The sequence below is a fragment of the Pseudomonas sp. PvP089 genome (assembly GCF_017875165.1).
In the GTDB taxonomy this organism is placed as follows: Bacteria; Pseudomonadota; Gammaproteobacteria; order Pseudomonadales; family Pseudomonadaceae; genus Aquipseudomonas; species Aquipseudomonas fortuita.
The window spans coordinates 5,282,653-5,307,605 of sequence record NZ_JAGGME010000001.1 but is presented as its reverse complement, the minus strand read 5'-3'; the positions used below and the strand labels follow the sequence as shown (position 1 = coordinate 5,307,605).

At 62.9% G+C, this 24,953-nt stretch carries 27 protein-coding genes; 15 read left to right on the top strand and 12 right to left on the bottom strand.

All coding sequences use genetic code 11. The features are described from left to right. Positions 1 to 5: 5 nt before the first annotated feature. Entirely contained in the window at positions 6 to 530 is a 525-nt protein-coding gene (locus J3A71_RS24225) for an HAD family hydrolase (protein WP_043196897.1), read from the bottom strand. An 11-nt stretch (positions 531 to 541) separates the two neighbouring features. Beyond that, the gene (locus J3A71_RS24220; protein ID WP_016485042.1) at positions 542 to 1,516 is read right to left on the bottom strand and encodes a KpsF/GutQ family sugar-phosphate isomerase; all 975 of its coding nucleotides are present in this window, start codon (positions 1,514 to 1,516) and stop codon (positions 542 to 544) included. A 248-nt stretch (positions 1,517 to 1,764) separates the two neighbouring features. On the opposite strand from J3A71_RS24220, the gene J3A71_RS24215 reads away from it, so the two are divergent. From J3A71_RS24215 to J3A71_RS24155, 13 genes are all read left to right on the top strand, one after another. Next, positions 1,765 to 2,574, top strand: a complete 810-nt coding sequence (locus J3A71_RS24215; protein WP_016485043.1) for an ATP-binding cassette domain-containing protein — start codon at positions 1,765 to 1,767, stop codon at positions 2,572 to 2,574. After that, positions 2,574 to 3,371 (top strand): lipid asymmetry maintenance ABC transporter permease subunit MlaE, encoded by a 798-nt coding sequence (mlaE, locus tag J3A71_RS24210; RefSeq protein ID WP_016485044.1) that lies wholly within the window; start codon positions 2,574 to 2,576, stop codon positions 3,369 to 3,371. The genes J3A71_RS24215 and mlaE overlap by 1 nt, the downstream gene beginning before the upstream one ends. Continuing rightward, entirely contained in the window at positions 3,371 to 3,856 is a 486-nt protein-coding gene (mlaD, locus tag J3A71_RS24205) for an outer membrane lipid asymmetry maintenance protein MlaD (RefSeq protein ID WP_016485045.1), read from the top strand. Before mlaE ends, mlaD begins: the two co-directional genes overlap by 1 nt. Before the next feature lie 9 nt (positions 3,857 to 3,865). Next, entirely contained in the window at positions 3,866 to 4,513 is a 648-nt protein-coding gene (locus J3A71_RS24200) for an ABC transporter substrate-binding protein (protein WP_016485046.1), read from the top strand. Next, positions 4,510 to 4,812 carry an STAS domain-containing protein gene (locus tag J3A71_RS24195; protein ID WP_016485047.1) on the top strand — a complete coding sequence of 101 codons (303 nt, stop codon included), beginning with the start codon at positions 4,510 to 4,512 and terminating at the stop codon, positions 4,810 to 4,812. Before J3A71_RS24200 ends, J3A71_RS24195 begins: the two co-directional genes overlap by 4 nt. 117 nt (positions 4,813 to 4,929) lie before the next feature. Beyond that, positions 4,930 to 5,169 (top strand): BolA family protein, encoded by a 240-nt coding sequence (locus J3A71_RS24190; protein ID WP_003255121.1) that lies wholly within the window; start codon positions 4,930 to 4,932, stop codon positions 5,167 to 5,169. Between the two features lie 23 nt (positions 5,170 to 5,192). Then, on the top strand, positions 5,193 to 6,458 hold the full coding sequence (gene murA / locus J3A71_RS24185) for a UDP-N-acetylglucosamine 1-carboxyvinyltransferase (RefSeq protein WP_016485049.1): 1,266 nt from the start codon (positions 5,193 to 5,195) through the stop codon (positions 6,456 to 6,458). Between the two features lie 91 nt (positions 6,459 to 6,549). Continuing rightward, positions 6,550 to 7,185 (top strand): ATP phosphoribosyltransferase, encoded by a 636-nt coding sequence (gene hisG, locus J3A71_RS24180; protein WP_016485050.1) that lies wholly within the window; start codon positions 6,550 to 6,552, stop codon positions 7,183 to 7,185. A 279-nt stretch (positions 7,186 to 7,464) separates the two neighbouring features. Then, positions 7,465 to 8,790 carry a histidinol dehydrogenase gene (gene hisD, locus J3A71_RS24175; RefSeq protein WP_023046950.1) on the top strand — a complete coding sequence of 442 codons (1,326 nt, stop codon included), beginning with the start codon at positions 7,465 to 7,467 and terminating at the stop codon, positions 8,788 to 8,790. Positions 8,791 to 8,792: 2 nt separating this feature from the next. Further along, positions 8,793 to 9,839: a histidinol-phosphate transaminase gene (gene hisC, locus J3A71_RS24170; protein ID WP_016485052.1), complete on the top strand. Its 1,047-nt coding sequence runs from the start codon at positions 8,793 to 8,795 to the stop codon at positions 9,837 to 9,839. A gap of 257 nt (positions 9,840 to 10,096) precedes the next feature. Next, positions 10,097 to 10,747, top strand: coding sequence for a FadR/GntR family transcriptional regulator (locus tag J3A71_RS24165; RefSeq protein WP_060517605.1), 651 nt, complete (start codon positions 10,097 to 10,099; stop codon positions 10,745 to 10,747). A gap of 13 nt (positions 10,748 to 10,760) precedes the next feature. After that, a complete protein-coding gene (locus tag J3A71_RS24160) occupies positions 10,761 to 12,041 on the top strand; it encodes a CynX/NimT family MFS transporter (RefSeq protein ID WP_060517603.1) in 1,281 nt (426 codons plus the stop codon). A gap of 157 nt (positions 12,042 to 12,198) precedes the next feature. Then, positions 12,199 to 12,684, top strand: coding sequence for a nuclear transport factor 2 family protein (locus J3A71_RS24155; RefSeq protein ID WP_060517601.1), 486 nt, complete (start codon positions 12,199 to 12,201; stop codon positions 12,682 to 12,684). Here the strand turns inward: J3A71_RS24155 and J3A71_RS24150 are convergent. The 4 genes from J3A71_RS24150 to J3A71_RS24135 form a co-directional block, all read right to left on the bottom strand. Continuing rightward, complete coding sequence (locus J3A71_RS24150; RefSeq protein WP_209953383.1) at positions 12,663 to 12,914, bottom strand: hypothetical protein; 252 nt, start codon at positions 12,912 to 12,914, stop codon at positions 12,663 to 12,665. The two genes, J3A71_RS24155 and J3A71_RS24150, sit on opposite strands and share 22 nt — an antisense overlap. 110 nt (positions 12,915 to 13,024) lie before the next feature. After that, positions 13,025 to 13,780, bottom strand: coding sequence for an IS21-like element ISPpu7 family helper ATPase IstB (istB, locus tag J3A71_RS24145; protein WP_019437637.1), 756 nt, complete (start codon positions 13,778 to 13,780; stop codon positions 13,025 to 13,027). A gap of 17 nt (positions 13,781 to 13,797) precedes the next feature. Further along, positions 13,798 to 15,312 (bottom strand): IS21-like element ISPpu7 family transposase, encoded by a 1,515-nt coding sequence (gene istA, locus J3A71_RS24140; RefSeq protein ID WP_019437638.1) that lies wholly within the window; start codon positions 15,310 to 15,312, stop codon positions 13,798 to 13,800. 151 nt (positions 15,313 to 15,463) lie between these two features. Continuing rightward, positions 15,464 to 16,165, bottom strand: a complete 702-nt coding sequence (locus J3A71_RS24135) for a hypothetical protein (RefSeq protein ID WP_209953381.1) — start codon at positions 16,163 to 16,165, stop codon at positions 15,464 to 15,466. 28 nt (positions 16,166 to 16,193) lie between these two features. Here J3A71_RS24135 and J3A71_RS24130 point away from each other — a divergent pair, with 28 nt between their 5' ends. After that, positions 16,194 to 16,478, top strand: a complete 285-nt coding sequence (locus tag J3A71_RS24130; protein WP_016485057.1) for a GIY-YIG nuclease family protein — start codon at positions 16,194 to 16,196, stop codon at positions 16,476 to 16,478. Here J3A71_RS24130 and yejK read toward each other — a convergent pair whose 3' ends face one another. Continuing rightward, positions 16,479 to 17,486 (bottom strand): nucleoid-associated protein YejK, encoded by a 1,008-nt coding sequence (gene yejK, locus J3A71_RS24125; protein WP_016485058.1) that lies wholly within the window; start codon positions 17,484 to 17,486, stop codon positions 16,479 to 16,481. Between the two features lie 370 nt (positions 17,487 to 17,856). Here yejK and J3A71_RS24120 point away from each other — a divergent pair, with 370 nt between their 5' ends. Continuing rightward, on the top strand, positions 17,857 to 18,138 hold the full coding sequence (locus tag J3A71_RS24120; protein WP_003255106.1) for an HU family DNA-binding protein: 282 nt from the start codon (positions 17,857 to 17,859) through the stop codon (positions 18,136 to 18,138). Between the two features lie 51 nt (positions 18,139 to 18,189). Here J3A71_RS24120 and rlmF read toward each other — a convergent pair whose 3' ends face one another. The 5 genes from rlmF to J3A71_RS24095 all read right to left on the bottom strand — a co-directional run bounded on the left by rlmF (position 18,190) and on the right by J3A71_RS24095 (position 24,691). Then, positions 18,190 to 19,143 (bottom strand): 23S rRNA (adenine(1618)-N(6))-methyltransferase RlmF, encoded by a 954-nt coding sequence (rlmF, locus tag J3A71_RS24115; RefSeq protein ID WP_016485059.1) that lies wholly within the window; start codon positions 19,141 to 19,143, stop codon positions 18,190 to 18,192. A 172-nt stretch (positions 19,144 to 19,315) separates the two neighbouring features. Further along, entirely contained in the window at positions 19,316 to 22,162 is a 2,847-nt protein-coding gene (locus tag J3A71_RS24110; protein ID WP_060517599.1) for a valine--tRNA ligase, read from the bottom strand. Positions 22,163 to 22,347: 185 nt separating this feature from the next. Beyond that, a complete protein-coding gene (locus tag J3A71_RS24105) occupies positions 22,348 to 22,713 on the bottom strand; it encodes a hypothetical protein (protein WP_016485061.1) in 366 nt (121 codons plus the stop codon). 5 nt (positions 22,714 to 22,718) lie between these two features. Beyond that, complete coding sequence (locus J3A71_RS24100) at positions 22,719 to 23,147, bottom strand: DNA polymerase III subunit chi (RefSeq protein WP_024717624.1); 429 nt, start codon at positions 23,145 to 23,147, stop codon at positions 22,719 to 22,721. 50 nt (positions 23,148 to 23,197) lie between these two features. Further along, a complete protein-coding gene (locus J3A71_RS24095; RefSeq protein ID WP_016485063.1) occupies positions 23,198 to 24,691 on the bottom strand; it encodes a leucyl aminopeptidase in 1,494 nt (497 codons plus the stop codon). Positions 24,692 to 24,953: the final 262 nt, after the last annotated feature.

Genomic DNA, 24,953 nt, shown 5'->3' with positions numbered 1-24,953 from the left:
CAGCCTTACAGGTAGTTGGCGTTGGCAGCGTCCAGGGTACCCTGGGCCTGCATGATCAGTTCGCAGAATTCACGGGCTGCGCCTTCGCCGCCGCGTGCCTGGGTCACGCCGTGAGCGTGCTGGCGAACAAACGGGGCGGCGTTGGCCACGGCCATGCCCAATGCCACCCGGCGAATGACCGGCAGGTCGGGCAGGTCATCGCCCAGGTAGGCCACTTGATCATAGCTTAGGCCCAGTTCGGCGAGCAGGCCGTCAAGCACGACCAATTTGTCCTCGCGGCCCTGGTACAGGTGCGGGATGCCGAGGTTTTTCGCCCGGCGCTCGACCACAGGGGTTTTGCGCCCGCTGATGATCGCGGTGGTCACACCCGAGGCCATGAGCATCTTGATGCCCTGGCCGTCGAGGGTATTGAAGGTCTTGAACTCGCTGCCATCTTCGAGGAAGTACAGGCGCCCGTCGGTGAGCACGCCGTCTACGTCGAACACTGCCAGCTTGATGGCTTTGCCGCGTTGCATGAGGTCCTGGTTCATTCCATCGCTCCTTACATTACACCGGCGCGCAGCAGGTCGTGCATGTTCAGGGCGCCGGTCGGGCGGCCCTCGCGGTCCACCACCACCAGTGCGCTGATCTTGTGGTCTTCCATGATCTTCAGGGCTTCGGCAGCGAGCATGTCGGCGCGGGCCGTTTTGCCGTGCACGGTCATGACCTGGTCGACCAGGGTGGTGTGTACGTCGATGTTGCGGTCCAGGCTGCGGCGCAGGTCGCCGTCGGTGAAGATCCCGGCCAGCGTGCCGTCGGCTTCGACGATCACGGTCATGCCCAGGCCTTTGCGGGACATTTCAAGCAGCGCATCCTTGAGCAGGGTGCCGCGGGCTACCTGGGGCAGCTCGTCGCCGCTGTGCATCACGTTCTCGACCTTGAGCAGCAGGCGACGGCCCAGTGCACCGCCCGGGTGCGAGAAGGCAAAGTCTTCAGCGGTGAAGCCGCGGGCTTCGAGCAGGGCGATGGCCAGGCAGTCGCCCAGCACCAGCGATGCCGTGGTGGAGGAGGTGGGTGCGAGGTTAAGCGGGCAGGCCTCTTGCGCGACGCGGGCGTCGAGGTTGACCTCGGCGGCCTGGGCCAGGGGCGAGTCCGGGTTGCCGGTCAGGCTGACCAGCTTGATGCCCAGGCGCTTGATCAACGGCAGCAGGGTGACGATTTCGGCAGTGCTGCCGGAATTGGAAAGCGCAAGGATGACATCATCGCGGGTAATCATGCCCATGTCGCCATGGCTGGCTTCGGCCGGGTGCACGAAAAACGCCGGGGTCCCGGTGCTGGCCAGGGTGGCGGCGATCTTGTTGCCGATATGCCCGGACTTGCCCATGCCGACCACGACCACCCGGCCCTTGCTGGCCAGGATCAGCTCGCAGGCTTTGACGAAATTGTCGTCGATGCGCGCCAGCAGGGCCTCTACGGCCTCGAGTTCCAGGCGCAGGGTGCGTTGGGCGGATTGAATCAGCTCGCTGGATTGGCTCATGTCGAGAAAGCAATGCCTGATGAAAAGGTCGCGATTATACGCGCAATGACGAAAACCCTCACCCCTTCGATTGCTGTAGCGAATGTCATCAAAGCCTGTCACGGGGCTGAACGACTGCTTGTCCGGCCTTGGGGCGGCACTGTCAGCGGTGCTATAGTTCGCCGCTATTCGGCCTGCCAGGGGCGCTTGTGCCTTCCTGATGGAGGCCGGCGTCCATTAGGACGAGGCTGCACTAGCAAGGAGTCTAGATGAGTGTGGATAGCGCCTACGCGGTCGAGTTGAAGGGGGTTACCTTCAAACGTGGTTCGCGCAGCATTTTCAGCAACGTCGACATTCGCATCCCGCGCGGCAAGGTCACCGGCATCATGGGGCCATCGGGTTGCGGCAAGACCACGTTGCTCCGCCTGATGGGTGCGCAATTGCGCCCCTCCAGCGGTGAGGTATGGGTTGCTGGCCAGAATCTGCCGACGCTGTCGCGCAGCGACCTGTTCGACGCCCGCAAACAGATGGGTGTGCTGTTTCAGAGTGGCGCGCTGTTCACCGACCTCGATGTGTTCGAGAACGTCGCGTTCCCGCTGCGCGTGCACACCCAGCTGTCGGACGAAATGATCCGCGACATCGTGCTGATGAAGCTGCAGGCCGTGGGCCTGCGGGGTGCCATCGACCTGATGCCTGACGAATTGTCCGGTGGCATGAAGCGCCGTGTGGCGCTGGCGCGGGCAATTGCCCTGGACCCGCAGATCCTTATGTACGACGAGCCGTTCGTCGGCCAGGACCCGATCGCCATGGGCGTACTGGTGCGCCTGATCCGCTTGCTCAACGATGCCCTGGGCATTACCAGCATCGTCGTTTCCCACGACCTGGCGGAAACCGCCAGCATCGCCGACTACCTCTACGTGGTAGGCGACGGCCAGGTGCTGGGGCAGGGGACGCCCGACGAGCTGATGGGCTCGGACAACCCTCGCATTCGCCAGTTCATGAAGGGCGACCCGGACGGCCCGGTACCCTTCCACTTTCCTGCGCCTGACTACCGCGCCGACCTGCTGGGAGCGCGTTGATGCGCAGAAAATCCTTACTCGAACGTGTTCGCCTGCTGGGCCGTTCGGCAATCGATGTGCTGGCCGTGCTCGGGCGTTCCTGCCTGTTCCTGTTCCATGCGCTGGTTGGCCGTGGCGGTATCGGCGGCGGCTTCCAGCTGCTGACCAGGCAGCTGTACTCGGTGGGCGTGTTGTCGCTGGCGATCGTTGTCGTGTCCGGGGTGTTTATCGGCATGGTGCTGGCGCTGCAGGGCTACAGCATCCTGGCCAGGTACGGCTCGGAGCAGGCAGTGGGGCAGATGGTCGCCCTGACCCTGCTGCGTGAGCTCGGCCCGGTGGTAACGGCGTTGCTGTTCGCCGGCCGTGCAGGGTCCGCGCTGACCGCCGAAATCGGCAACATGAAGTCGACCGAGCAGCTGTCGAGCCTGGAAATGATCGGCGTCGACCCGCTCAAGTACATCGTCGCGCCGCGCCTGTGGGCCGGTTTCATCTCGCTGCCGTTGCTGGCGCTGATCTTCAGCGTGGTCGGCATCTGGGGTGGCTCGTGGGTGGCCGTGGACTGGCTGGGCGTCTACGAAGGCTCGTTCTGGGCCAACATGCAGAACAGTGTTTCTTTCACTGACGACGTGCTTAACGGGCTGATCAAGAGCCTGGTGTTCGCCTTCGTCACAACCTGGATTGCCGTATTCCAGGGGTACGACTGCGAGCCCACCTCAGAAGGGATCAGCCGTGCCACCACCAAGACCGTGGTCTATGCCTCGTTGGCAGTGCTGGGTCTGGACTTTATTCTGACCGCCTTGATGTTTGGAGATTTCTGATGCAAAACCGCACCCTGGAAATCGGTGTCGGCCTGTTCCTCCTGGCCGGGATCCTGGCGCTGCTGCTGCTGGCCCTGCGTGTCAGCGGGCTGTCGGCCAGCCCGAGCAGCGATACCTATAAAGTTTATGCCTACTTCGACAATATCGCCGGTTTGACGGTCAGAGCTAAAGTGACCATGGCCGGTGTGACCATCGGCAAGGTCACCGCCATCGATCTGGACCGGGATTCCTACACCGGTCGGGTGACGTTGCAGCTGGACAAGTCGGTGGACAACCTGCCGACCGACTCCACGGCCTCGATCCTGACTGCCGGTCTGCTTGGCGAGAAGTACATCGGCATCAGCGTGGGCGGCGAAGATCAGGTGCTCAAGGATGGCGCGACCATCCACGACACCCAGTCGGCCTTGGTGCTGGAAGATCTGATTGGCAAGTTCCTGCTCAACTCCGTTGGCAAGGAACCGAAAGAAGCGCAACCGGCTAATTAAGGAGTATCCATGATTTCGATCCTGCGACGTGGCCTGCTGGTCCTGCTGGCGGCCTTCCCCCTGCTGACCCTGGCGGCGCAGTCGCCTCACGAGGTGGTTCAGGGCACGACCAATGAACTGCTGGGTGACCTCAAGGCCAACAAGGAGCAGTACAAGTCCAACCCCAGCGCCTTCTACGATGCGCTCAACCGCATCCTGGGCCCGGTGGTGGACGCTGACGGTATTTCCCGCAGCATCATGACCGTCAAGTACTCGCGCAAGGCCACACCTGAGCAGATGCAGCGCTTCCAGGAAAACTTCAAGCGCAGCCTGATGCAGTTCTATGGCAATGCGCTGCTCGAATACAACAACCAGGGCATCGTCGTCGACCCGGCCAAAGCCGATGACGGCAAGCGCGCCAGCGTAGGCATGAAGGTCACCGGTAACAACGGTGCCGTTTACCCGGTGCAGTACACCCTGGAAAACATCGGTGGTGAGTGGAAGGTGCGTAACGTCATCGTCAACGGCATCAACATTGGCAAGCTGTTCCGTGACCAGTTTGCCGATGCCATGCAGCGCAATGGCAACAACCTGGACAAGACCATCGACGGCTGGGCGGGTGAAGTGGCCAAGGCCAAGCAGGCAGCAGACAGCTCGCCTGACAAGGAAGTGAAATGAGTGAGGCCGGCGTAAGCATGGCTGAGCCAGGCGTTATGCGCCTGGCCGGCGTGCTGGACTACCGTACCGGCCCCGCCTTGCGCAAGCAGGGCAAGTCGCTGATCGACGCCTCCCGCGAGCCGCACCTGGTGCTGGATTGCTCGGCTGTCGAAAAGTCGTCGAGCGTTGGCCTGTCGCTGTTGCTTGCGTTCATTCGCGATGGCCAAGCCACCGGCAAGGCCTGCGAGGTCCGCGGCATGCCTGACGACATGCGGGAAATTGCCGAGGTCTATGACCTTGATGAAGTGCTGGCAACCTGATGGCCCGGCACGGATGATGGCCCCTCGGTCAGCGAAGCCCTCGTTGGGCTTCGCAGGCGGGGGGCTTTTTTGTATGATGGCCGACCCGTGCGCATCGGGCGCCGATTGAGGTTGAGCATGCAGGCCGTAGAAGTTAAAAGCTTCCTTGAAGAGAAATTGCCGGGTTCCCGGGTCGAAGTTGAAGGCGAAGGCTGCAACTTCCAGTTGAACGTGATCAGCGACGAGTTGGCTGGCCTGAGCCCGGTCAAACGCCAGCAGGCGATCTATGCTCACCTGAACCCATGGATCGCCAATGGCAGCATCCATGCGGTAACCATGAAATTTTTCAGCAGCGCAGCCTGGGCTGAGCGCACCTGAGCCAACTTGGCGGCGAGACTCCAATGGACAAACTGATTATTACTGGCGGCGCTCGCCTTGACGGCGAGATCCGCATTTCGGGCGCGAAGAACGCAGCCTTGCCGATTCTGGCGGCGACCCTGCTGGCCGATGGCCCGGTCACCGTGGGCAACCTGCCACACCTGCACGACATCACCACCATGATCGAGCTGTTCGGCCGCATGGGCATCGAGCCTGTGATCGACGAGAAGCTGTCGGTGGAGATCGACCCACGCACCATCAAGACCTTGGTTGCGCCTTACGAGCTGGTCAAGACCATGCGCGCCTCGATCCTGGTACTGGGCCCGATGGTTGCCCGTTTCGGCGAAGCCGAAGTGGCCCTGCCTGGCGGTTGCGCCATTGGTTCGCGCCCGGTCGACCTGCACATCCGCGGCCTCGAGGCCATGGGCGCGAAGATCGAAGTGGAAGGTGGCTACATCAAGGCCAAGGCGCCTGAGGGTGGCCTGCGCGGTGCGCACTTCTTCTTCGACACCGTCAGCGTCACCGGTACCGAGAACATCATGATGGCCGCTGCCCTGGCCAAGGGCCGCAGCGTGTTGCAGAACGCCGCGCGCGAGCCTGAAGTGGTCGACCTGGCCAACTTCATCAATGCCATGGGCGGCAATGTCCAGGGCGCCGGTACCGACACCATTACCATCGATGGCGTCGAGCGCCTGCATTCGGCCAGCTACCGCGTCATGCCGGACCGCATCGAGACCGGTACCTACCTGGTCGCTGCTGCCGTGACCGGTGGCCGCGTCAAGGTCAAGGACACCGACCCGACCATCCTTGAAGCCGTACTGGAAAAACTCAAGGAAGCCGGTGCCGACATCAACACCGGCGAAGACTGGATCGAGCTGGACATGCATGGCAAGCGGCCAAAAGCCGTCAACCTGCGTACCGCCCCGTACCCGGCGTTCCCGACCGACATGCAGGCGCAGTTCATTTCGCTCAACGCCATTGCCGAAGGCACCGGCGCGGTGATCGAAACCATCTTCGAAAACCGCTTCATGCACGTTTACGAAATGCACCGCATGGGCGCGCAGATCCAGGTCGAGGGCAACACTGCCATCGTCACTGGCGTCAAGTCGCTCAAAGGTGCCCCGGTCATGGCCACCGACCTGCGTGCGTCCGCCAGCCTGGTGCTGTCGGCGCTGGTTGCCGAAGGCGATACCCTGATCGACCGCATCTACCACATCGACCGTGGTTACGAGTGCATCGAAGAGAAACTGCAGATGCTCGGCGCGAAAATCCGCCGCGTACCGGGCTAATAGCCCGCAGGTGCAAGGATGCACCTTTCGAATTGAATGCGGCCAGGTCGATGACCTGGCCGGCAGCAGCCGCTTAAGGACCGACGTTCCAATGTTGACCATCGCGCTTTCCAAAGGCCGTATTCTCGACGACACCCTGCCGTTGCTGGCCGAGGCCGGTATTGTGCCGACCGAGAACCCGGACAAGAGCCGCAAACTGATCATCCCCACCACGCAGGACGATGTGCGCCTGCTGATCGTGCGTGCGACCGATGTGCCGACCTATGTCGAGCATGGTGCCGCCGACCTGGGTGTGGCCGGCAAGGACGTGCTGATGGAGTACGGCGGCCAGGGTATGTACGAACCCCTGGACCTGCAGATTGCCCAGTGCAAGCTGATGACTGCCGGCGTGGTCGGCGCACCCGAGCCCAAGGGCCGCCTGCGCGTGGCCACCAAGTTCGTCAACGTAGCCAAACGCTACTACGCCGAACAGGGCCGTCAGGTCGATATCATCAAATTGTACGGTTCGATGGAGCTGGCACCGCTGATCAACCTCGCCGACAAGATCATCGACGTGGTCGACACTGGCAACACCCTGCGTGCCAACGGCCTGGAGCCCCAGGACCTGATCGCCACGATCAGCTCGCGCCTGGTGGTCAACAAGGCTTCCATGAAAATGCAGCACGCCCGTATCCAGAGCCTGATCGACACGCTGCGTCAAGCAGTCGAATCGCGACACCGCGGCTGACTCTCTACCGACTGCGCGCGGCTTTCGCCGTCGCGCCCGTCTATCCGCGTCATAGCCACTTTTCTCGGGTGCCCGCGCGGATGGACTGGTAGCTTGGGATTGTGCGAAAAGTCGCCGAGCGGCGATCAGGCAAGGCAAAAACAGGCGAGGAAGCGGAGTTTGCTGGTTGCAAATGAGCATTCCGAGCCTGTTTTTAACGTAGCATGATCGTCGCGCAGGCACTTTTCGCACAATCCCCTAGGGCGCCTGAGCATTCGCTAATATTACGAGGCCCTCGCCATGACCGTGTCCACTGCAATTGCCCGTCTCAACGCTGCTGATCCGGATTTCGCCCGACATCTGGATCATCTGCTGAGCTGGGAGAGTGTGTCCGATGACGCGGTCAACCAGCGCGTGCTCGACATCATCAAGGGCGTGCGCGAGCGCGGCGATGCGGCACTGGTAGAGTTCACCCAGCGTTTCGACGGCGTTTCGGCCAACAGCATCGATGACCTGATCCTCGGTCGCGAGCGCCTGGAGCTGGCCCTGACCCGCATTACCCCGGTCCAGCGCGAAGCCTTGGAAAAGGCCGCCAACCGCGTGCGCATGTACCACGAACGGCAGAAGCAGGACTCCTGGCAGTACACCGAGGCCGACGGCACCGTGCTGGGTCAGAAGGTCACCCCGCTGGACCGTGCAGGCCTGTATGTGCCGGGCGGCAAGGCGTCGTACCCTTCGTCGGTGCTGATGAACGCCATTCCGGCCAAGGTTGCCGGCGTGGCCGAAGTGGTAATGGTAGTGCCGACCCCGCGTGGCGAGGTCAACGAACTGGTGCTGGCTGCCGCCTGCATCGCCGGTGTGGACCGCGTATTCACCGTCGGTGGTGCCCAGGCGGTTGCTGCACTGGCCTACGGCACCGAAAGCGTGCCGCAGGTGGACAAGATCGTCGGCCCGGGCAACATCTACGTAGCCACCGCCAAACGCCACGTATTCGGCCAGGTAGGCATCGACATGATCGCCGGCCCGTCGGAAATCCTCGTGGTATGCGACGGCCAGACCGACCCGGACTGGATCGCCATGGACCTCTTCTCCCAGGCCGAGCACGATGAAGACGCCCAGGCCATCCTGGTCAGCCCGGATGCCGCATTCCTCGACCGTGTTGCGGCCAGCATCAGCAAGCTGCTGCCGACCATGGAACGTGCCGACATCATCGAGAAGTCGATCAATGGCCGTGGTGCACTGATCCAGGTGCGTGACATGCAACAGGCCATGGACGTGGCCAACCGCATTGCCCCGGAGCACCTGGAACTGTCGGTGGCCGACCCGCAAGCCTGGTTGCCGCACATTCGCCACGCTGGCGCAATCTTCATGGGCCGTCACACCAGCGAAGCGCTGGGCGATTACTGCGCCGGGCCCAACCACGTGCTGCCTACCTCCGGCACCGCGCGGTTCTCGTCGCCGTTGGGGGTGTATGACTTCCAGAAGCGTTCGTCGATCATTTTCTGCTCCGAGCAGGGCGCGTCCGAGCTGGGCCACACGGCTTCGGTCCTGGCCCGTGGCGAGTCGCTGACCGCCCACGCCCGCAGCGCCGAATACCGTATCCTGACCCAAGAGAAGGGGAACTGAGCATGAGTCGATTCTGGAGCCCCTTCGTCAAGGACCTGGTGCCTTATGTGCCGGGCGAGCAACCCAAGCTGGCCCGTCTGGTCAAGCTGAACACCAACGAAAACCCCTACGGCCCGTCGCCCAAGGCGCTGGAGGCCATGCGTGGCGAGCTTAACGACAACCTGCGCTTGTACCCGGACCCGAACGGTGACCGGCTGAAGCAGGCGGTCGCCGAGTACTACGGCGTAACCCCGGCGCAAGTGTTTGTCGGCAACGGCTCGGACGAGGTGCTGGCGCACATCTTCCACGGCCTGTTCCAGCACGATGCGCCGCTGTTGTTCCCGGACATCAGCTACAGCTTCTACCCGGTCTATTGCGGCCTGTACGGTATTGCCTTCGAGCAGGTGGCGCTGGATGAGCAGTTCCAGATCCGCATCGAGGACTACAACAAGCCAAATGCCGGCATCATCTTCCCCAACCCCAATGCGCCGACTGGCTGCCTGATGCCGCTGCAGGCGGTGGAACAGTTGCTGCAGGCCAACCGTGACTCGGTGGTGGTGGTCGATGAGGCCTACATCGATTTCGGTGGCGAGACGGCCATCAGCCTGGTGGACCGCTACGACAATCTGCTGGTTACCCAGACGTTGTCGAAGTCGCGCTCGTTGGCTGGCTTGCGGGTGGGGCTGGCGGTAGGGCATCCGGACCTGATCGAGGCGCTGGAGCGGATCAAGAACAGCTTCAACTCCTATCCCTTGGACCGTGCTGCGATCGTTGGCGCGGCGGTGGCATTCGAAGACCGCGAGTATTTCGAGGAAACCTGCCGCAAGGTGATCGAGAGCCGCGAGGTCTTGGTCAGGCAGCTTGAGGCCAAGGGTTTCGAGGTACTGCCTTCGGCCGCCAACTTCATCTTTGCCCGCCACCCGCACCAAGATGCCGGCGAACTGGCTGCACGCCTGCGCGAGCAAGGTGTGATCGTGCGCCACTTCAAGCAGCCGCGCATTGCCCAGTTCCTGCGCATTACCATCGGCACGCCAGACATGAACCAGGCGCTGCTCGATGCGTTGAACTGACGTGATGGATGGCCCTGCGCTTCCACAGAACAGCTGCTAACTGCCTGATTTAGCAGTCGCCCTGTGGGAGCGGGCTTGCCCCGCGAACACCGGCGAAGCCGGTGCCAGGCACCGCGCCCCCTATTCGCAGGGCATGCCCACAGCCTAACGGCTGCTCTCTTCGACCCCGAACGCCTGGGTTCAAATACCTGGTGGTTTGCCCGGCTGCCCGATATCCACTAAGCTCTGTCGATTCATCGGATGATTGGTTGAGTGAGATGGGTACCGAGTTGACCAAGCGCTCTCTCGTGGAGCTGGCCGTGGAGCGCATGCGCGAGCGTATCGTGATGGGCGATTGGCAGGTCGGGCAGCGCTTGCCGACTGAGCCGGAGCTGGCCCATCAGCTGGGCATAAGCCGCAACACCGTGCGCGAGGCGATGCGCGTGCTGGCTTTCAGTGGCCTGGTGGAAATTCGTCAGGGCGACGGTAGCTACTTGCGCACGGCGCATGACCCCTTGCAGGCGGTGCAGGCAATGTCGCGCTGCACCCCGGAGCAGGCCCGGGAAACCCGCCATATCCTTGAGGCTGAAGCCGTTGGCCTGGCGGCGCTGCGCCGAACGGATACTGACCTGCAAGCGCTGCGTGATGCCTTGGCCGGCAGTGCCGGGCACTTTCACGGGGATGTCGATGAATATGTAGCGTGCGACCTGGTATTTCACCAGCGGCTGGTCGATGCCGCGCACAACCCGGCGTTAAGCGAGCTGTACCGGTACTTTGCCGGGGTGGTGGCGGCTGCTCTGAAGCACAACATGGCAACCGTGCCCCGTTGCCAGGCCACGTTCGATCTGCATGGGCAGATCCTCGACGCCATCGAACAACGTGATGCGGAGCGGGCCAAGCGCCTGAGCCGTACCCTCATCGAATCCTGACTCCGAGAAGGCCATGGCTGAATCCATAACCCATAACACCCCGCGCAATGAGCGCGACCTCGATGAGCTTTTGATCGATGCCGAAGCTGACGATGAGCAGGTTCAGCAGCAACCTGTGGTGTTGCGGCGGCCTTGGCTGTTGCTGCTTGGCCTGGTGCTGGTTGCATTGAACCTGCGCCCGGCGCTGTCGAGCATGGCGCCGGTGCTGGGGCAGGTGTCCGAGGGCCTCGGGCTTAATGCCTCGCAGGCCGGCTTGCTGACCACCTTGCCGGTACTTTGCCTTGGCTTGTTTGCCCCGCTTGCACCGGTGCTCGCGCGGCGCTTTGGCAGCGAGCGGGTGATCCTCGGCATTCTCGTCACCCTGGCGCTAGGCATCGTGGTACGAAGCGCCTTTGGGGCTGTCGGGGTGTTTCTCGGCAGCCTGATGGCGGGGGCCAGCATCGGCATCATCGGCGTCTTGTTGCCAGGTATCGTCAAACGCGACTTCCCGCAACATGCTGGCACGCTGACTGGCGTCTACACCATGGCGTTGTGCCTGGGTGCGGCGATGGCGGCGGGGGCGACGGTGCCTTTGGCCCAGCATTTTGAGGGTGGTTGGGCAATGGGGCTGGGCTTCTGGGCGTTGCCGGCGTTGCTGGCCATGTTGGTGTGGCTGCCGCAGGCGCGACGGGGGCATGGCCTGCACAAGGTGGCCTATCGCGTGCGTGGCCTGTGGCGTGACCCGCTGGCCTGGCAGGTAACCCTGTACATGGGCCTGCAGTCATCGCTGGCCTACATCGTGTTCGGTTGGTTGCCGTCGATCCTCATCGGCCGCGGCCTGAGCCCGACCGACGCAGGCCTGGTGTTGTCGGGGTCGGTGATCGTGCAACTGGTCAGTTCGCTCAGTGCGCCCTGGCTGGCCACCCGTGGCAAGGACCAGCGGCTGGCCATCGTGCTGGTCATGCTCATCACCCTGGCCGGCCTGTTCGGTTGCCTGTATGCACCGTTGTCCGGGTTGTGGGGATGGGCCGTGGTGCTGGGCCTGGGGCAAGGTGGCACCTTTGCCCTGGCGCTGACCTTGATCGTGCTGCGCTCGAAAGATGCCCATGTGGCGGCGAACCTGTCGAGCATGGCCCAGGGGGTAGGTTACACCCTGGCGTCGATGGGGCCGTTTGCGGTGGGCCTGGTGCACGACATCACCGGGGGCTGGGCGGCACTGGGCTGGATTTTTGCCGTGCTGGGCATTGGCGCCATCGTATTCGGGCTGGGTGCCGGGCGTGCTTTGCATGTGCAGGTGACCTGCGAGAAAGTTTGAGGCCCGTGCTGGCACTGCCGGCGCTATCGCGGGTAAAGCCGCTCCCGCTGGCATTGCACACATTTTGCGGGCAGCGTGATCCCAGTGGGGCCGGCACTGGCATAAGCCTGCGGGGCAGATTATGGTGCTGTTTTCGAGCCCTGGACGGACCTGCCCCATGAGCGACGCCAACCGCGACCTGATCACCCGCTTCTACCAGGCTTTCCAGCGCCTGGACGCCGAGGCCATGGTGGCCTGTTACAGCGACGATATCGTTTTCAGCGACCCGGTTTTCGGCACCCTGCGCGGCAGGGATGTGGGCGACATGTGGCGGATGCTCGCTACCCGGGCCAAAAACTTCACCCTGGCATTCGACAGTGTGCGCGCCGACGAGCGCAGTGGCGGCGCGCACTGGGTGGCGACCTACCTGTTCAGCCAGACCGGCCGTGTTGTGGTCAACGACATCCAGGCACGGTTTGTGATTCGCGACGGGTTGATCTGCCAGCATGACGATACCTTCGACTTGTGGCGCTGGTCGCGGCAGGCGTTGGGTGTGCCGGGTATGTTGCTGGGGTGGTCACCCATGCTCAAGAACAAGGTGCGCCAGCAGGCCTTCAAGGGCCTGCGGGCTTACCAGCACAGTCAGGGCAGCGCTACAGCCTGATCGCCGTCGTGGTAGCTGAACCTGGCACCGTCCTGCAGTGACTTCGGCAGTTGTATGCGGATGACGGGAATGAAGCTGCCGTGGGTCTGGTGCCAGTCGCGTTGGTCCGCCTGAGCCTGCTCAAGCGCGCCGTATGGGCCGTCGATGTAGAAGAACGATTGGATGGGCAAGCTGCCGGAGCGTGCTTCGTCCCACGCGCCGATCATCACCTCGTTCCACGGGAATGGCATTTCAGTGCGGATTCCACGCCATTCGGACACTCAGCCCACGCTGATCCGGACACCTGTTCCACGCTCATTCGGACAGGCAGTCGGAGCGCAGCGACGCAGGGGTGGCATTGTTAGTCCGGGTTGGCTGGCGTCGTCAATTTCTGCGTCCGTTTGCGCATTGATTCACCCTTCAGATTGATCCGATAAGCGTTGTGCACCAGGCGGTCGAGGATGGCATCGGCCAGGGTCGGATCGCCGATCAGTTCGTGCCAGTTGTCCACCGGCATCTGGCTGGTGACGATGGTCGAGCGCTGGCCGTAACGGTCGTCCAGTAGCTCCAGCATGTCGCGCCGTTGCTCGCCGGTGAACGGGGCCAGGCCCCAGTCGTCGAGGATCAGCAGGTCGGTCTTGGCGTAGCTGCTCATCAGCTTGGCGAAGCGGCCGTCGCCATGGGCCAGACCCAGTTCTTCCAGCAAACGTGGCAGGCGCAGGTAGCGCACGCTGTAGCCCTCCCGGCAGGCCTGGTGGGCCAGGGCGCAGGCCAGCCAGGTTTTACCGACACCGGTGGGGCCGCCGATGATCAGGTTGAGGCCGTCGCGCAGCCACTGACCACTGCTCAGTTGCAGGATCAGCGCCTTATCCAGTCCGCGCGGGCTGCGGTAGTCGATGTCTTCGAGGCAGGCGTTGTGCTTGAGCCGGGCCTGGCGCAGGCGGCTGCTCAGGCGCTTGTCATCGCGTTCGGTCAGCTCGCGGTCGACCAGCAGGCCGAGGCGTTCTTCGAAGCTCAGGCTGTCGATGTCCGGGGTTTTCAGTTGTTCATTCAGCGCCTTGAGCATGCCGTGCAGGCGCAGGGTTTGCAGCTTGTCCAGGGTCGGATGGGGCAGCATGGTGGGATTCCTTGGGGTCAGTGGTAGTAGGCGGATCCGCGCAGGTTGGCGTGGTCGTCCGGTAGTAGCGGCAGGTTGGTTTGAGCTAGCGGCAGGTTTTCCAGCCCCTGGCGCAGGATCGATTCGAGGCTCTTGTAGCTGCACGTGCCGAGGCTGATGGCGCGACGGCAGGCCAACTCCAGACGCGCCTCACCGTGGGTTTTACCCAGGCGCAGGATGCCCAGGCAGGCCCGGTAGCCCTGCTGCGGATGGATGCGCCGTTCGAGGATGTGCCGGATCACGCCGGCGGTGTTCGGCCCGGTCTGCTCGGCCCAGCGGATCAGCCGTTGCGGCGTCCACTCGGCATGCTCGCGATGGCTCTTGGGCATGTGCTCGGCCTGCGTGCTGTGCCTGCCCTTGTGCATTGAGCGCAGGTGGCTGGCCACTCGCTGGTTGGCGTGGAAAAACTCGACGGTGCGCGCCGTCAGGCGCACCTCCAGCTGCTTCTTCACCAGTTGATACGGCACCGAGTAGTAATGCCCATCGACCTCGACGTGGTAGTCGATGTGCACCCGCGCCTTCTTCCACTCGGCGTAGACGTAGGGTTGCTCCGGCAGGGGGCGCAGCGCCGGACGATCCAGGCTGTCGAAGGCCGACTGCCGGGAGCCCGGCAGCTTCTTGAACGGGCGTTGGTTGAGCCGCTCCAGCAGCCCGGCGATGGCCGTGTTGAGTTCATCCAGGGAGAAGAACTGCCGATTCCTCAGTGCGGCGAGGATCCAACGCTCGACCACCTGCACGCCGACTTCGGCCTTGGCCTTGTCGCGCGGTTTGCGTGCCCGCGCCGGCACCACCGCCACGCCATAGTGCTCGGCCAGATCGCGGTAGCTCGGGTTGATGTCCGGCTCGTAGCGGTGACTCTTGCTCACCGCGCTGCGCAGGTTGTCCGGCACCACGATCTCCGGCACGCCGCCGAGGAAGGCGAAGCAGCGGGCATGGGAGCCTAGCCAGTCCGGCAGCTGCTGCGACCAGGTGGCTTCGGCGAAGGTGTAGCTGGACGCGCCGAGCACCGCGACGAACACCTGCGCCTGGCGGATCTCGCCGCTGTGGCGATCGATAACCGGCACCGTCTGGCCGGCATAGTCGACGAACAGCTTCTCGCCGACGCGGTGCTCCTGACGCATCACCACGTCCAACTTGCCCTGCCAGGCTCGGTAGTGCTCACAGAACCAGCTGTACTGAAAGCCCTGAGGCTGGCTCAGGCGGTACTCCTGCCAGAGCAGCGCCAGGGTCACCCCGGGGCGGCGCAGTTCGGCATGCACCCATGCCCAATCGGGTAAAGGCCGCTTCTCACTGGCAACCGCCGGGGCCGGCGGGAACAGTTGCTGCTCCAACTCGGCATCGGACAACGAACAGGGCCAGGTGAGGCCGCTGGCGGCAAAACGGCAGAGGTAATCACCGGCACTGCTGTGGCCAATGCCCAGGCTGCGGGCGATCTTGCGCACGGACAGGCCGCAGTCGAACTTGAGGCGTAACACCTCTCGGATTTTACGCATGGATAAACGCTCCACAACGACCTCTCTGCTTCGAAAAAGAGATCGATGGTAGTGAATAAATCCTGCGTGGCTGCCTGCCAGAAAAGTGTCCGGATGACCGTGGAGTCGGTGTCCGGATGCTCGTGGAATGAGTGTCCGGATCAGCGTGGAATCACTGTCCGGATGCGCGTGGAATGGGTGTCCGAGTCAGCGTGGAATCCGCAATTTCAGCGGCGAACAATTGCTTGACCCGCAGGCTTTGGTGGAAAGCCTCGGCCCGCTCCGGCACCCGGGCGCGCTGGATGTCGAAGGCACATTGCTGTTTGTAGTCACCGGTTTTTCTGAACTGTGCGATCCAGTCCTCGGCCGTCAGGATGCCTTGCTCATGGCAGACGGTTTCGACATCCGCCGTCTGGCGGTTGTCGCCGCAGCCGCGGGAGCCGCGTTCCCAGGTATCGCCATCGCTGGGCATGGCGCAGAGCATTTCATAGCGCAGGGTGCCTTTGGGCCTTTGCAGCATGGGGTGCAGGGTGAAACCGCTGCGGCCATCTTCTGCCAGGCGGGTCACCGGAATATCTGCGCGCAGGTAGGAAAACGACACCGCACCTTTGGCCTTGGAGTTGGGGCTGTGGTGCCAGGTGTGATACGCGGGCGAGGGCCGGGTCGACCTTAGCAGCACCCCGGAACAGGCATGGGCGGGTACGGCTTCGCCCTCGCATTGTGGCGGGGTCGCGTCGTAGTTGGCCTGCATTTTTTGGGCGACCTTTGCGCCGATCGAGGCGTTGGCGGTAACGGCGATGGTCGACAGCGTTGCGCCGAGCAGTATTTGCGGTAGTGTGCGGAACATGATGTAGCCCTCAAGCGTTGGGCTCACCAAATTAATCATCGAAAGAGCTGGCGTCGTGAGTGAAGAATTGCCGCAACCGGTAGCGAAACCCTGGTATGTCTACCTTGTGCGTGCCGCCAATGGTTCGCTCTACTGCGGCATCAGTGACGACCCGCAGCGGCGTTTCGTGGCGCATCAGAAAGGGCAGGGCGCGCGGTATTTCAAGACCAGCCCCGCGCAGGCGCTGGTGTATGTGGAGCAGTGGCCGAACAAAGGCGAGGCATTGCGCCAGGAGCGCCTGGTGAAGCGGCTGCGCAAGTCGGCCAAGGAGGCGCTGGTCGCCTCCTATGCAGGCAGCTGATCAGTCCTTGCGGCGCTTGAGCTGATCGACCAGCTGCGTTGGCAGGCCCTTGATGACCAAGGTACCAGCCTCTTCGTCATATTCAACCTTGTCCCCCAGCAGGTGCGCCTCGAAGCTGATCGACAGGCCTTCGGCCCGGCCAGTGAAGCGACGGAACTGGTTGAGGGTGCGTTTGTCTGCGGGGATTTCCGGAGACAGGCCGTAATCCTTGTTACGGATATGGTCGTAAAACGCCTTGGGCCGGTCCTCGTCGATCAGGCTGGACAGCTCTTCCAGCGTGACCGGCTCGCCCAGCTTGGTCTGGGTGGTAGCGTAATCGACCAGGGTCTGGGTCTTTTCGCGGGCAGACGCTTCCGGCAGGTCTTCGCTCTCGACGAAGTCACTGAAAGCCTTGAGCAGGGTGCGGGTTTCGCCTGGGCCGTCGACGCCTTCCTGGCAGCCGATGAAGTCGCGGAAATAGTCCGAGACCTTTTTGCCGTTCTTGCCCTTGATGAACGAAATGTACTGTTTGGAACTCTTGTTGTTCTGCCATTCCGACAGGTTGATGCGCGCTGCCAGGTGCAGCTGGCCAAGGTCGAGGTGGCGCGAAGGCGTTACATCAAGCTCGGCGTTCACTGCCACGCCTTCGCTGTGGTGCAGCAGGGCAATCGCCAGGTACTCGGTCATGCCTTGCTGGTAATGGGCAAACAGGGTGTGCCCGCCGGTGGACAGGTTGGACTCTTCCATCAGCTTTTGCAGGTGTTCCACCGCCACGCGGCTGAAGGCGGTGAAGTCCTTTTCCTCATCGAGGTACTGCTTCAGCCAGCCACTGAGCGGGTAGGCCCCAGACTCACCGTGGAAAAAACCCCAGGCCTTGCCTTGCTTGGCGTTGTAACTGTCGTTGAGATCTGCCAGCAGGTTTTCGATGGCATCGGATGCGGCCAGCTCGGCGTCGCGGGCATGCAGTACAGCAGGGCTGCCATCGGGCTTTTTGTCGATCAGGTGAACGATGCAATGACGGATTGGCATGGGATTCTCGGCGAGCTGCAAAAGTTGGCAAGTTTACCCTAGACACAAGGTGATGCAGTGGCCGTATGTTGGCAGATATGTCGGTTGTTCGTTTTTTGTTCAGTTTTCTGCGTTTTAGGCTAAAACCCCCGAAAAACCTGCATTAAATCGAAGTGCGCAGCGGATATTTATCCATTCCTGTGGTAGTTTTGCGCGGTCTTGCGCCCCTCGTGTGGCGCAGTGCTGGCAGCGTGCTGTCGTCGTGTCGAACCAAACGCCGATTTATGTATCTACATACGCAATTGGCGCGGCCCTCCACTGTAAGGGGCTGGCCCGATAACGTCGTAGTTCGCTGCATAACCATCGAATTTGATAGGGAAGGAACACCACCATGGCATTGACCAAAGACCAACTGATTGCCGACATCGCCGAATCGATCGCCGCGCCAAAAGCCACCGCCAAGAACGCTCTGGAGCAACTGGGCCAGATCGTTGCCGACCAGCTGGAAAACGGCGCTGAAATCACTCTGCCAGGCATCGGCAAGCTGAAAGTCTCCGAGCGTCCTGCCCGTACCGGCCGCAACCCTTCGACTGGCGCTGCCATCGAAATCGCTGCCAAGAAAGTCGTCAAGTTCGTTCCAGCCAAAGTGCTGACCGATGCCATCAACAAGTAATTGTTGAAGCGTTGACAAAAACCGCGCCTGGCTTGCCCAGGCGCGGTTTTTTCATGCCTGGGTTTTACGCCGGGCGTGCCAGGCCTTGCGCGCGGCGTCGTCCTGGAAGCTCCAGGCGACCATGCGGCTCTGCTTCTGGCCCTGGCCCATGTCATGGATGCGCACGGCTTTGGCGCCTGCTTTGCTGAGCGCAGCCTCGATACCCGGCAGGTTGCTGGCTTTGGATACCAGGCTGGTGAACCACAACACCTGCTCGGCGTATTGCACGCTTTCGCCAACCAGTTGGCTGACAAAGCGGATTTCACCGCCTTCACACCACAGTTCATTGTTCTGGCCGCCGAAGTTCAGCACCGGTAGCTTGCGCTTGGGGTCCTGCTTGCCCAGGTTCTTCCACTTGCGTTGGCTGCCACGGGTGGCTTCCTCGCGCGAGGCATGGAAGGGCGGGTTGCACAGGGTCAGGTCGAAGCGGTCGTCGTCCTGCAGCAAGCCGCTGAGAATATGCGCGCGGTTGGCCTGCTGGCGCAGGGTGATGGCCTTGCCCAGGCCATTGGCCTGGACAATGGCTTTGGCCGAGGCCAGGGCCACGGGGTCGATGTCCGAGCCGAGGAAGCGCCAGCGGTAGTCGCTGTAGCCCAGCAGCGGGTAGATGCAGTTGGCGCCAACGCCGATATCCAGCGCACGCACCTTGGCGCCCTTGGGGATTTCACCCGCATTGTCGTCGGCCAACAGGTCGGCGGCCACGTGGATGTAGTCGGCGCGGCCGGGAATGGGCGGGCACAGGTAGTCGGCGGGGATGTCCCAGTGCTGAATGCCGTACTGGGCCTTGAGCAGGGCACGGTTGAACACCCGCACGGCTTCGGGGTTGGCGAAGTCGATGCTGGGTTTGCCGTGTGGGTTGGTAATGGTGAAACGGGCCAGGTCAGGGTGGGCCTTGATCAGGCTGGGGAAGTCGTAACGTCCCTGGTGGCGGTTGCGCGGGTGCAAGGTGGGTTTGTTTTGGGTCATGCTCGGGTCCGGTGCTGCAGGTGCTGGCCAGAGGGCCGCTGTGGGCCCATTCGCGGCACAAGGCCGCTCCCACAGGATAGCGGCGCCCTTCAAACCGGCGCCGTCCCTGTAGGAGCGGCCTTGTGCCGCGAACGAGGGCAAAGCCCTCGCGGGTCAGGTCAGCATTGTCAAGTTACAGCGCAGCAATCCGCGCATGCTGCTCGGTGAAGTTGGCGAGGGCCTGTTCGGACTCGGCCAGCTTGGCGCGTTCCTTCTCGATCACCGCAGGCGGTGCCTTGTCGACGAAGGCGGCGTTGGAGAGCTTGCCGCCCACGCGTTGCACTTCGCCTTGCAGACGCTGGATTTCCTTGTTCAGGCGCGCCAGCTCGGCATCCTTGTCGATCAAGCCAGCCATAGGCACCAGCACTTGCAGGTCACCGACCAAGGCAGTGGCCGACAACGGCGCCTCATCAGCATCCCCCAGGACGGTGAACGACTCGACCTTGGCCAGTTTCTTCAGCAGCGCTTCGTTTTCCTGCAGGCGGCGCTGGTCGTCGGCGTTGGCGTTCTTCAGGAACAGCGGCAGTGGCTTGCCTGGGCCGATGTTCATTTCGGCGCGGATATTGCGCAGGCCGACCATCAGCTCCTTCAGCCACTCGATGTCGCCTTCGGCAGCCGCGTCGATACGGGCTTCATTGGCCACTGGCCAAGGCTGCAGCATGATGGTCTTGCCTTCGATACCGGCCAGCGGCGCGATACGCTGCCAGATTTCTTCGGTAATGAAAGGCATGAACGGGTGCGCCAGGCGCAGCGCCACTTCCAGTACGCGCACCAAAGTGCGGCGGGTGCCACGGGCGCGCTCGACCGGGGCGTTTTCGTCCCACAGTACCGGCTTGGACAGTTCCAGGTACCAATCGCAGTACTGGTTCCAGATGAACTCGTACAGCGCCTGGCTGGCCAGGTCGAAGCGGAACTGCTCCAGCTGGCGGGTCACTTCGGCTTCGGTGCGCTGCAGCTGCGAGATGATCCAGCGGTCAGCCAGCGACAGCTCGTAGGCTTCGCCGTTCTGGCCGCAGTCCTCGCCCTTGTCCAGCACATAGCGGGCGGCGTTCCAGATCTTGTTGCAGAAGTTGCGGTAGCCTTCGACGCGGCCCATGTCGAACTTGATGTCGCGGCCAGTGGAGGCCAGCGAGCAGAAGGTGAAGCGCAGGGCGTCGGTGCCGTAGCTGGCGATACCCTCGGGGAACTCGGCCTTGGTCTGCTTGGCGATTTTCTCGGCCAGCTTGGGCTGCATCATGCCGCTGGTGCGTTTTTCCAGCAGGGCGTCGAGGGTAATGCCGTCGACGATGTCCAGCGGGTCGAGGACGTTGCCCTTGGACTTGGACATCTTCTGGCCCTGGCCGTCGCGTACCAGGCCGTGCACATACACGGTCTTGAACGGTACCTGCGGGGTGCCATCTTCGTTCTTGATCAGGTGCATGGTCAGCATGATCATGCGCGCAACCCAGAAGAAGATGATGTCGAAGCCGGTTACCAGCACATCGGTGGAGTGGAACTTCTTGAGGAACTCGGTCTGTTCCGGCCAGCCCAGGGTGGAGAAGGTCCACAGGCCCGAGCTGAACCAGGTGTCGAGTACGTCGTCGTCCTGGCGCAGGGCCACGTCGGCGCCCAGGTTGTGCTTGGCACGCACTTCGGCTTCGTCGCGGCCAACGTAGACCTGGCCGGCCTCGTCGTACCACGCCGGGATGCGGTGGCCCCACCACAGCTGGCGGCTGATGCACCAGTCCTGGATGTCACGCATCCAGGAGAAGTACATGTTCTCGTACTGCTTGGGCACGAACTGGATGCGGCCATCTTCCACGGCAGCGATGGCAGGTTCTGCCAGCGGCTTGGTGGAAACGTACCACTGGTCGGTCAGCCACGGCTCGATGACGGTGCCCGAACGGTCACCTTTCGGTACTTTCAGGGCGTGGTCGTCAATGCTCACCAGCAGGCCCTGGGCGTCGAGGTCGGCAACGATCTGCTTGCGCGCGACGAAGCGGTCGAGGTTGGCGTACTGGGCCGGCAGGCGGGTGTCGACCTGCTCGTTGATACTGCCGTCGAGGTTGAAGGCCTGGGCACTGGCCAGCACGAAGGCGTTCTTGTCGAAGATGTTCAGCAGTGGCAGGTTGTGGCGCTTGCCGACTTCATAGTCGTTGAAGTCGTGAGCCGGGGTGATCTTCACGCAGCCGGTACCGAACTCGGGGTCGCAGTAGTCGTCGGCGATGATCGGGATGCGGCGGCCGACCAGCGGCAGTTCGACGAACTTGCCGATCAGTGCCTGGTAGCGTTCGTCGTTCGGGTTGACCGCAACGGCTGCGTCACCCAGCAGGGTTTCCGGACGGGTGGTGGCGACGACCAGGTAGTCCAGGCCTTCGGCGGTCTTGGCGCCGTCGGCGAGCGGGTAGCGCAGGTTCCACAGGTGGCCTTTTTCGTCGTGGTTTTCCACTTCGAGGTCGGAGATGGCCGTGTGCAGCTTGGTGTCCCAGTTGACCAGGCGCTTGCCGCGGTAGATCAGGCCGTCTTCATGCAGGCGCACGAAAGCTTCCTTGACCGCTTCGGACAGGCCGTCGTCCATGGTGAAGCGCTCGCGGCTCCAGTCTACCGACGAGCCCAGGCGGCGGATCTGGCGGCTGATGTTGCCGCCGGACTGGTCCTTCCATTCCCAGACCTTTTCCAGGAACTTTTCGCGGCCCAGGTCATGCCGGTTCTGGCCCTTGGCTTCGAGCTGGCGCTCGACCAGCATCTGGGTGGCGATACCGGCGTGGTCGGTACCTGGCTGCCAGAGGGTGTCGCGGCCTTGCATACGGCGGAAACGGATCAGGGCATCCATGATCGCGTTGTTGAACCCGTGGCCCATGTGCAGGCTGCCGGTCACGTTCGGCGGCGGGATCATGATGGTGTAGGACTCGCCTGCACCTTGTGGGGCGAAATAGTTCTCGGACTCCCAGGTGTTGTACCAGGAAGTTTCGATGGCGTGCGGCTGGTAGGTCTTATCCATGCGCGGCGGGACCCTGTGCATTTATTCGGGAAAGCCGGGAAGTATAACCAAGCTGGGGTGTTGAGGCGACAGCCGCTGGGGCTGCTTTGCAGCCCATTCGCGGCGCAAGGCCGCTCCTACAGGGATCGCGGTGCCTGCAGAAGCGGCCTTGTGCCGCGAATGGGCCGCAAAGCGGCCCCGGAATATCACTCGGTACGCTTGATCAAGCGCTCGATCCGCGCATCCAGCCGGCGCTTGATCTCGTTTTCGATATGCGGGGTGAAGTCGTTGATCACGTCCTGCATGATCATCTGCGCCGCTGCGCGCAGCTCGCTTTCCAGGTGCAGCAGGGTGTCCTGCCGGCGGGTCTGCGGGTCTTCCTCGGGCTCGACAGCGATCGGTTTGCTATCAGGTGCAGGGTGACCGGCAGGTTCTTCCAGCAGCAACGGGATCTGCTCCACCGTCTCGGTCAGCAGCGGCGGTTGCAGGTCGGCATCGCCAAGCAGCTGGCGGATCGACTCGAGGTCATCGAGCAGATGGGCGGAGTCGGGCAAAGGGGAGGGCTTGTCCATCGTCGTCAAAGTCGCTGTAAGCGGTGGTCTTGCAGAGCATAGCCCTGTTCGCGGTAGAAACGGAATCGTTCACGGGCGGATTGGCGGATGCCAGGCTCTTCCACCACGATTTCGGCCACGCGCTCGAACTGGCCGACGAAGCCCGGCACGCCGGCCCCCAGGTTGATCAGCAGGTCGCGGTGATCGCCCGCGCTGTCATCCAGGCCAAGGGCCACGCCGGCATCGGCATGCAGCTCGGCCAGGTCGTGGGGCACGAAGGCCTCACCCTTGAAGCGCCACAAACGCAGGTCCAGCTCGTTGCGCTGCTCGGCATCCTGGCAATGCAGATAGACCCGGTGACCGAGGCGCCAGGCCTTTTCGCACAGTTTGCAGGCGAAATCGAGCCGCGCCGACAGCGAGTCGGTGGGCAAGATGTAGAAGTCGACTTTGCTCATGGTGGTCATCGCCGGCCGATGGTGCGCTAGACACCACCGGCCTCACGGCGTCAGGCGCCAGCGCGGTCCAGCAGGTACTGGGTCAGCAGGGGCACCGGGCGGCCTGTGGCGCCCTTGTCCTTGCCACCACTGATCCAGGCGGTACCGGCGATGTCCATGTGCGCCCAGTTGTAGGCCTTGGCGAAGCGCGACAGGAAGCAGCCTGCGGTGATGGTCCCGGCCTTCGGCCCGCCGATGTTGCCCATGTCGGCGAACGGGCTGTCCAGCTGCTCCTGGTATTCGTCGAACAGCGGCAATTGCCAGGCACGGTCGTCGGCGCGCTTGCCAGCGTCGAGCAACTGGCCGACCAGGTCGTCGTTGTTGCCCATCAGGCCGGTGGTGTGGCTGCCCAGGGCGACGATGCAGGCGCCGGTCAGGGTGGCGATGTCGATCACCGCCTGCGGCTTGAAGCGCTCGGCGTAGGTCAGGGTGTCGCACAGCACCAGGCGGCCTTCGGCGTCGGTGTTGAGAATTTCCACGGTCTGGCCGCTCATGGTGGTGACGATGTCACCCGGGCGGGTGGCGCCGCCGCTTGGCATGTTCTCGGCGCAGGCCAGCAGGCATACCAGGTTGACTGGCAGTTGCAGTTCAAGCACTGCACGCAGGGTGCCGAGCACGCTGGCAGCGCCGCACATGTCGTACTTCATTTCGTCCATGCCGGCGCCTGGCTTGAGGCTGATGCCGCCGGTATCGAAGGTGATGCCCTTGCCCACCAGCACGAACGGCTTGTCAGCCTTCTTGCCGCCCTGGTAGTTGAGCACGATCAGGCGCGGTGGCTGGTCGCTGCCCTGGCCCACGGCGTAGAACGCGCCCATGCCCAGGTCCTTGATCTTCTTCTCGTCCAGTACCTCGACCTTCAGCGCCTTGTGCGCCTTGCCCAGGTCCTTGGCCTGTTCGGCGAGGAAACTTGGGTGGCACAGGTTAGGCGGCAGGTTGCCCAGGTCGCGGGTGAAGGCCATGCCGGTGGCAATGGCGCTGGCGTGCTTGACGGCACGCTCGACTTCCGCCTGGCCGGCCTTGTCGGCCAGCAGGGTGACTTTTTTCAGGGCGCGTGGCTCGACCTTCTGGCTCTTGAAGCGGTCGAACACGTACTCGCCGTCGAGCAGGGTTTCTGCCAGCAGGCGGTATTTGCCGTAGTGGGCATCGCGGTTGTTGACTGCGACATCGTCCAGGGCCAGCACGGCATCGGCGCCATTCAGGCCCTTGAGCACGCCGGCCACGCTGGCGACCAGTTTGCGCCAGGTGCGGTCACCCAGGGCTTCGTCCTTGCCACTGCCCACCAGCAGCACGCGCTCAGCTTTCAGGCCCTGCAGGTTCTGCAGCAGCAGGGTCTGGCCTGGCTTGCCAACCAGGTCGCCGCGTTTGAGCACAGCGCTGATGGCACCTTCGCTGGCCAGGTCGACCGCCTTGGCAACGGCGCCAAGCTTGCGGTTTTCACCTACCGGAATGACCAGGGTGGCAGTTTTTACGGATGCAGCAGCTACGCTTTTTACAACCAGTTCCATGTCAGGGTCCCCGAATGATCGATACAAGTGGCGCTGTGTGTTCCAGCGCTCAGGACGGGCTTGGCCGCGTAGTCGCGCGCCAGCGGAAAAGCTGCCAGTTTGAGCCTGCGGCAAGCGTGCTGACAACCCCGATATGCGCCTTCATGCGCGGCCAAGTGACAGGCGCGGTCAATCACAGGATAATGCGCGCACTTTACATGGAGGTTCGCCTTTGGCGAACCGGCATTGGTCTTGGCTGTACTAAGTCATTGTTTGGCGCCAT

What these genes read in the sequence shown, in the direction of transcription:
- J3A71_RS24225 (WP_043196897.1), bottom strand. Translation starts at nt 530, where the DNA reads ATGAACCAGGACCTCATGCAACGCGGCAAAGCCATCAAGCTGGCAGTG.
- J3A71_RS24220 (WP_016485042.1), bottom strand. Translation starts at nt 1,516, where the DNA reads ATGAGCCAATCCAGCGAGCTGATTCAATCCGCCCAACGCACCCTGCGC.
- J3A71_RS24215 (WP_016485043.1), top strand. Translation starts at nt 1,765, where the DNA reads ATGAGTGTGGATAGCGCCTACGCGGTCGAGTTGAAGGGGGTTACCTTC.
- mlaE (WP_016485044.1), top strand. Translation starts at nt 2,574, where the DNA reads ATGCGCAGAAAATCCTTACTCGAACGTGTTCGCCTGCTGGGCCGTTCG.
- mlaD (WP_016485045.1), top strand. Translation starts at nt 3,371, where the DNA reads ATGCAAAACCGCACCCTGGAAATCGGTGTCGGCCTGTTCCTCCTGGCC.
- J3A71_RS24200 (WP_016485046.1), top strand. Translation starts at nt 3,866, where the DNA reads ATGATTTCGATCCTGCGACGTGGCCTGCTGGTCCTGCTGGCGGCCTTC.
- J3A71_RS24195 (WP_016485047.1), top strand. Translation starts at nt 4,510, where the DNA reads ATGAGTGAGGCCGGCGTAAGCATGGCTGAGCCAGGCGTTATGCGCCTG.
- J3A71_RS24190 (WP_003255121.1), top strand. Translation starts at nt 4,930, where the DNA reads ATGCAGGCCGTAGAAGTTAAAAGCTTCCTTGAAGAGAAATTGCCGGGT.
- murA (WP_016485049.1), top strand. Translation starts at nt 5,193, where the DNA reads ATGGACAAACTGATTATTACTGGCGGCGCTCGCCTTGACGGCGAGATC.
- hisG (WP_016485050.1), top strand. Translation starts at nt 6,550, where the DNA reads ATGTTGACCATCGCGCTTTCCAAAGGCCGTATTCTCGACGACACCCTG.
- hisD (WP_023046950.1), top strand. Translation starts at nt 7,465, where the DNA reads ATGACCGTGTCCACTGCAATTGCCCGTCTCAACGCTGCTGATCCGGAT.
- hisC (WP_016485052.1), top strand. Translation starts at nt 8,793, where the DNA reads ATGAGTCGATTCTGGAGCCCCTTCGTCAAGGACCTGGTGCCTTATGTG.
- J3A71_RS24165 (WP_060517605.1), top strand. Translation starts at nt 10,097, where the DNA reads ATGGGTACCGAGTTGACCAAGCGCTCTCTCGTGGAGCTGGCCGTGGAG.
- J3A71_RS24160 (WP_060517603.1), top strand. Translation starts at nt 10,761, where the DNA reads ATGGCTGAATCCATAACCCATAACACCCCGCGCAATGAGCGCGACCTC.
- J3A71_RS24155 (WP_060517601.1), top strand. Translation starts at nt 12,199, where the DNA reads ATGAGCGACGCCAACCGCGACCTGATCACCCGCTTCTACCAGGCTTTC.
- J3A71_RS24150 (WP_209953383.1), bottom strand. Translation starts at nt 12,914, where the DNA reads ATGCCATTCCCGTGGAACGAGGTGATGATCGGCGCGTGGGACGAAGCA.
- istB (WP_019437637.1), bottom strand. Translation starts at nt 13,780, where the DNA reads ATGCTGCCCCATCCGACCCTGGACAAGCTGCAAACCCTGCGCCTGCAC.
- istA (WP_019437638.1), bottom strand. Translation starts at nt 15,312, where the DNA reads ATGCGTAAAATCCGAGAGGTGTTACGCCTCAAGTTCGACTGCGGCCTG.
- yejK (WP_016485058.1), bottom strand. Translation starts at nt 17,486, where the DNA reads ATGCCAATCCGTCATTGCATCGTTCACCTGATCGACAAAAAGCCCGAT.
- J3A71_RS24120 (WP_003255106.1), top strand. Translation starts at nt 17,857, where the DNA reads ATGGCATTGACCAAAGACCAACTGATTGCCGACATCGCCGAATCGATC.
- rlmF (WP_016485059.1), bottom strand. Translation starts at nt 19,143, where the DNA reads ATGACCCAAAACAAACCCACCTTGCACCCGCGCAACCGCCACCAGGGA.
- J3A71_RS24110 (WP_060517599.1), bottom strand. Translation starts at nt 22,162, where the DNA reads ATGGATAAGACCTACCAGCCGCACGCCATCGAAACTTCCTGGTACAAC.
- J3A71_RS24105 (WP_016485061.1), bottom strand. Translation starts at nt 22,713, where the DNA reads ATGGACAAGCCCTCCCCTTTGCCCGACTCCGCCCATCTGCTCGATGAC.
- J3A71_RS24100 (WP_024717624.1), bottom strand. Translation starts at nt 23,147, where the DNA reads ATGAGCAAAGTCGACTTCTACATCTTGCCCACCGACTCGCTGTCGGCG.
- J3A71_RS24095 (WP_016485063.1), bottom strand. Translation starts at nt 24,691, where the DNA reads ATGGAACTGGTTGTAAAAAGCGTAGCTGCTGCATCCGTAAAAACTGCC.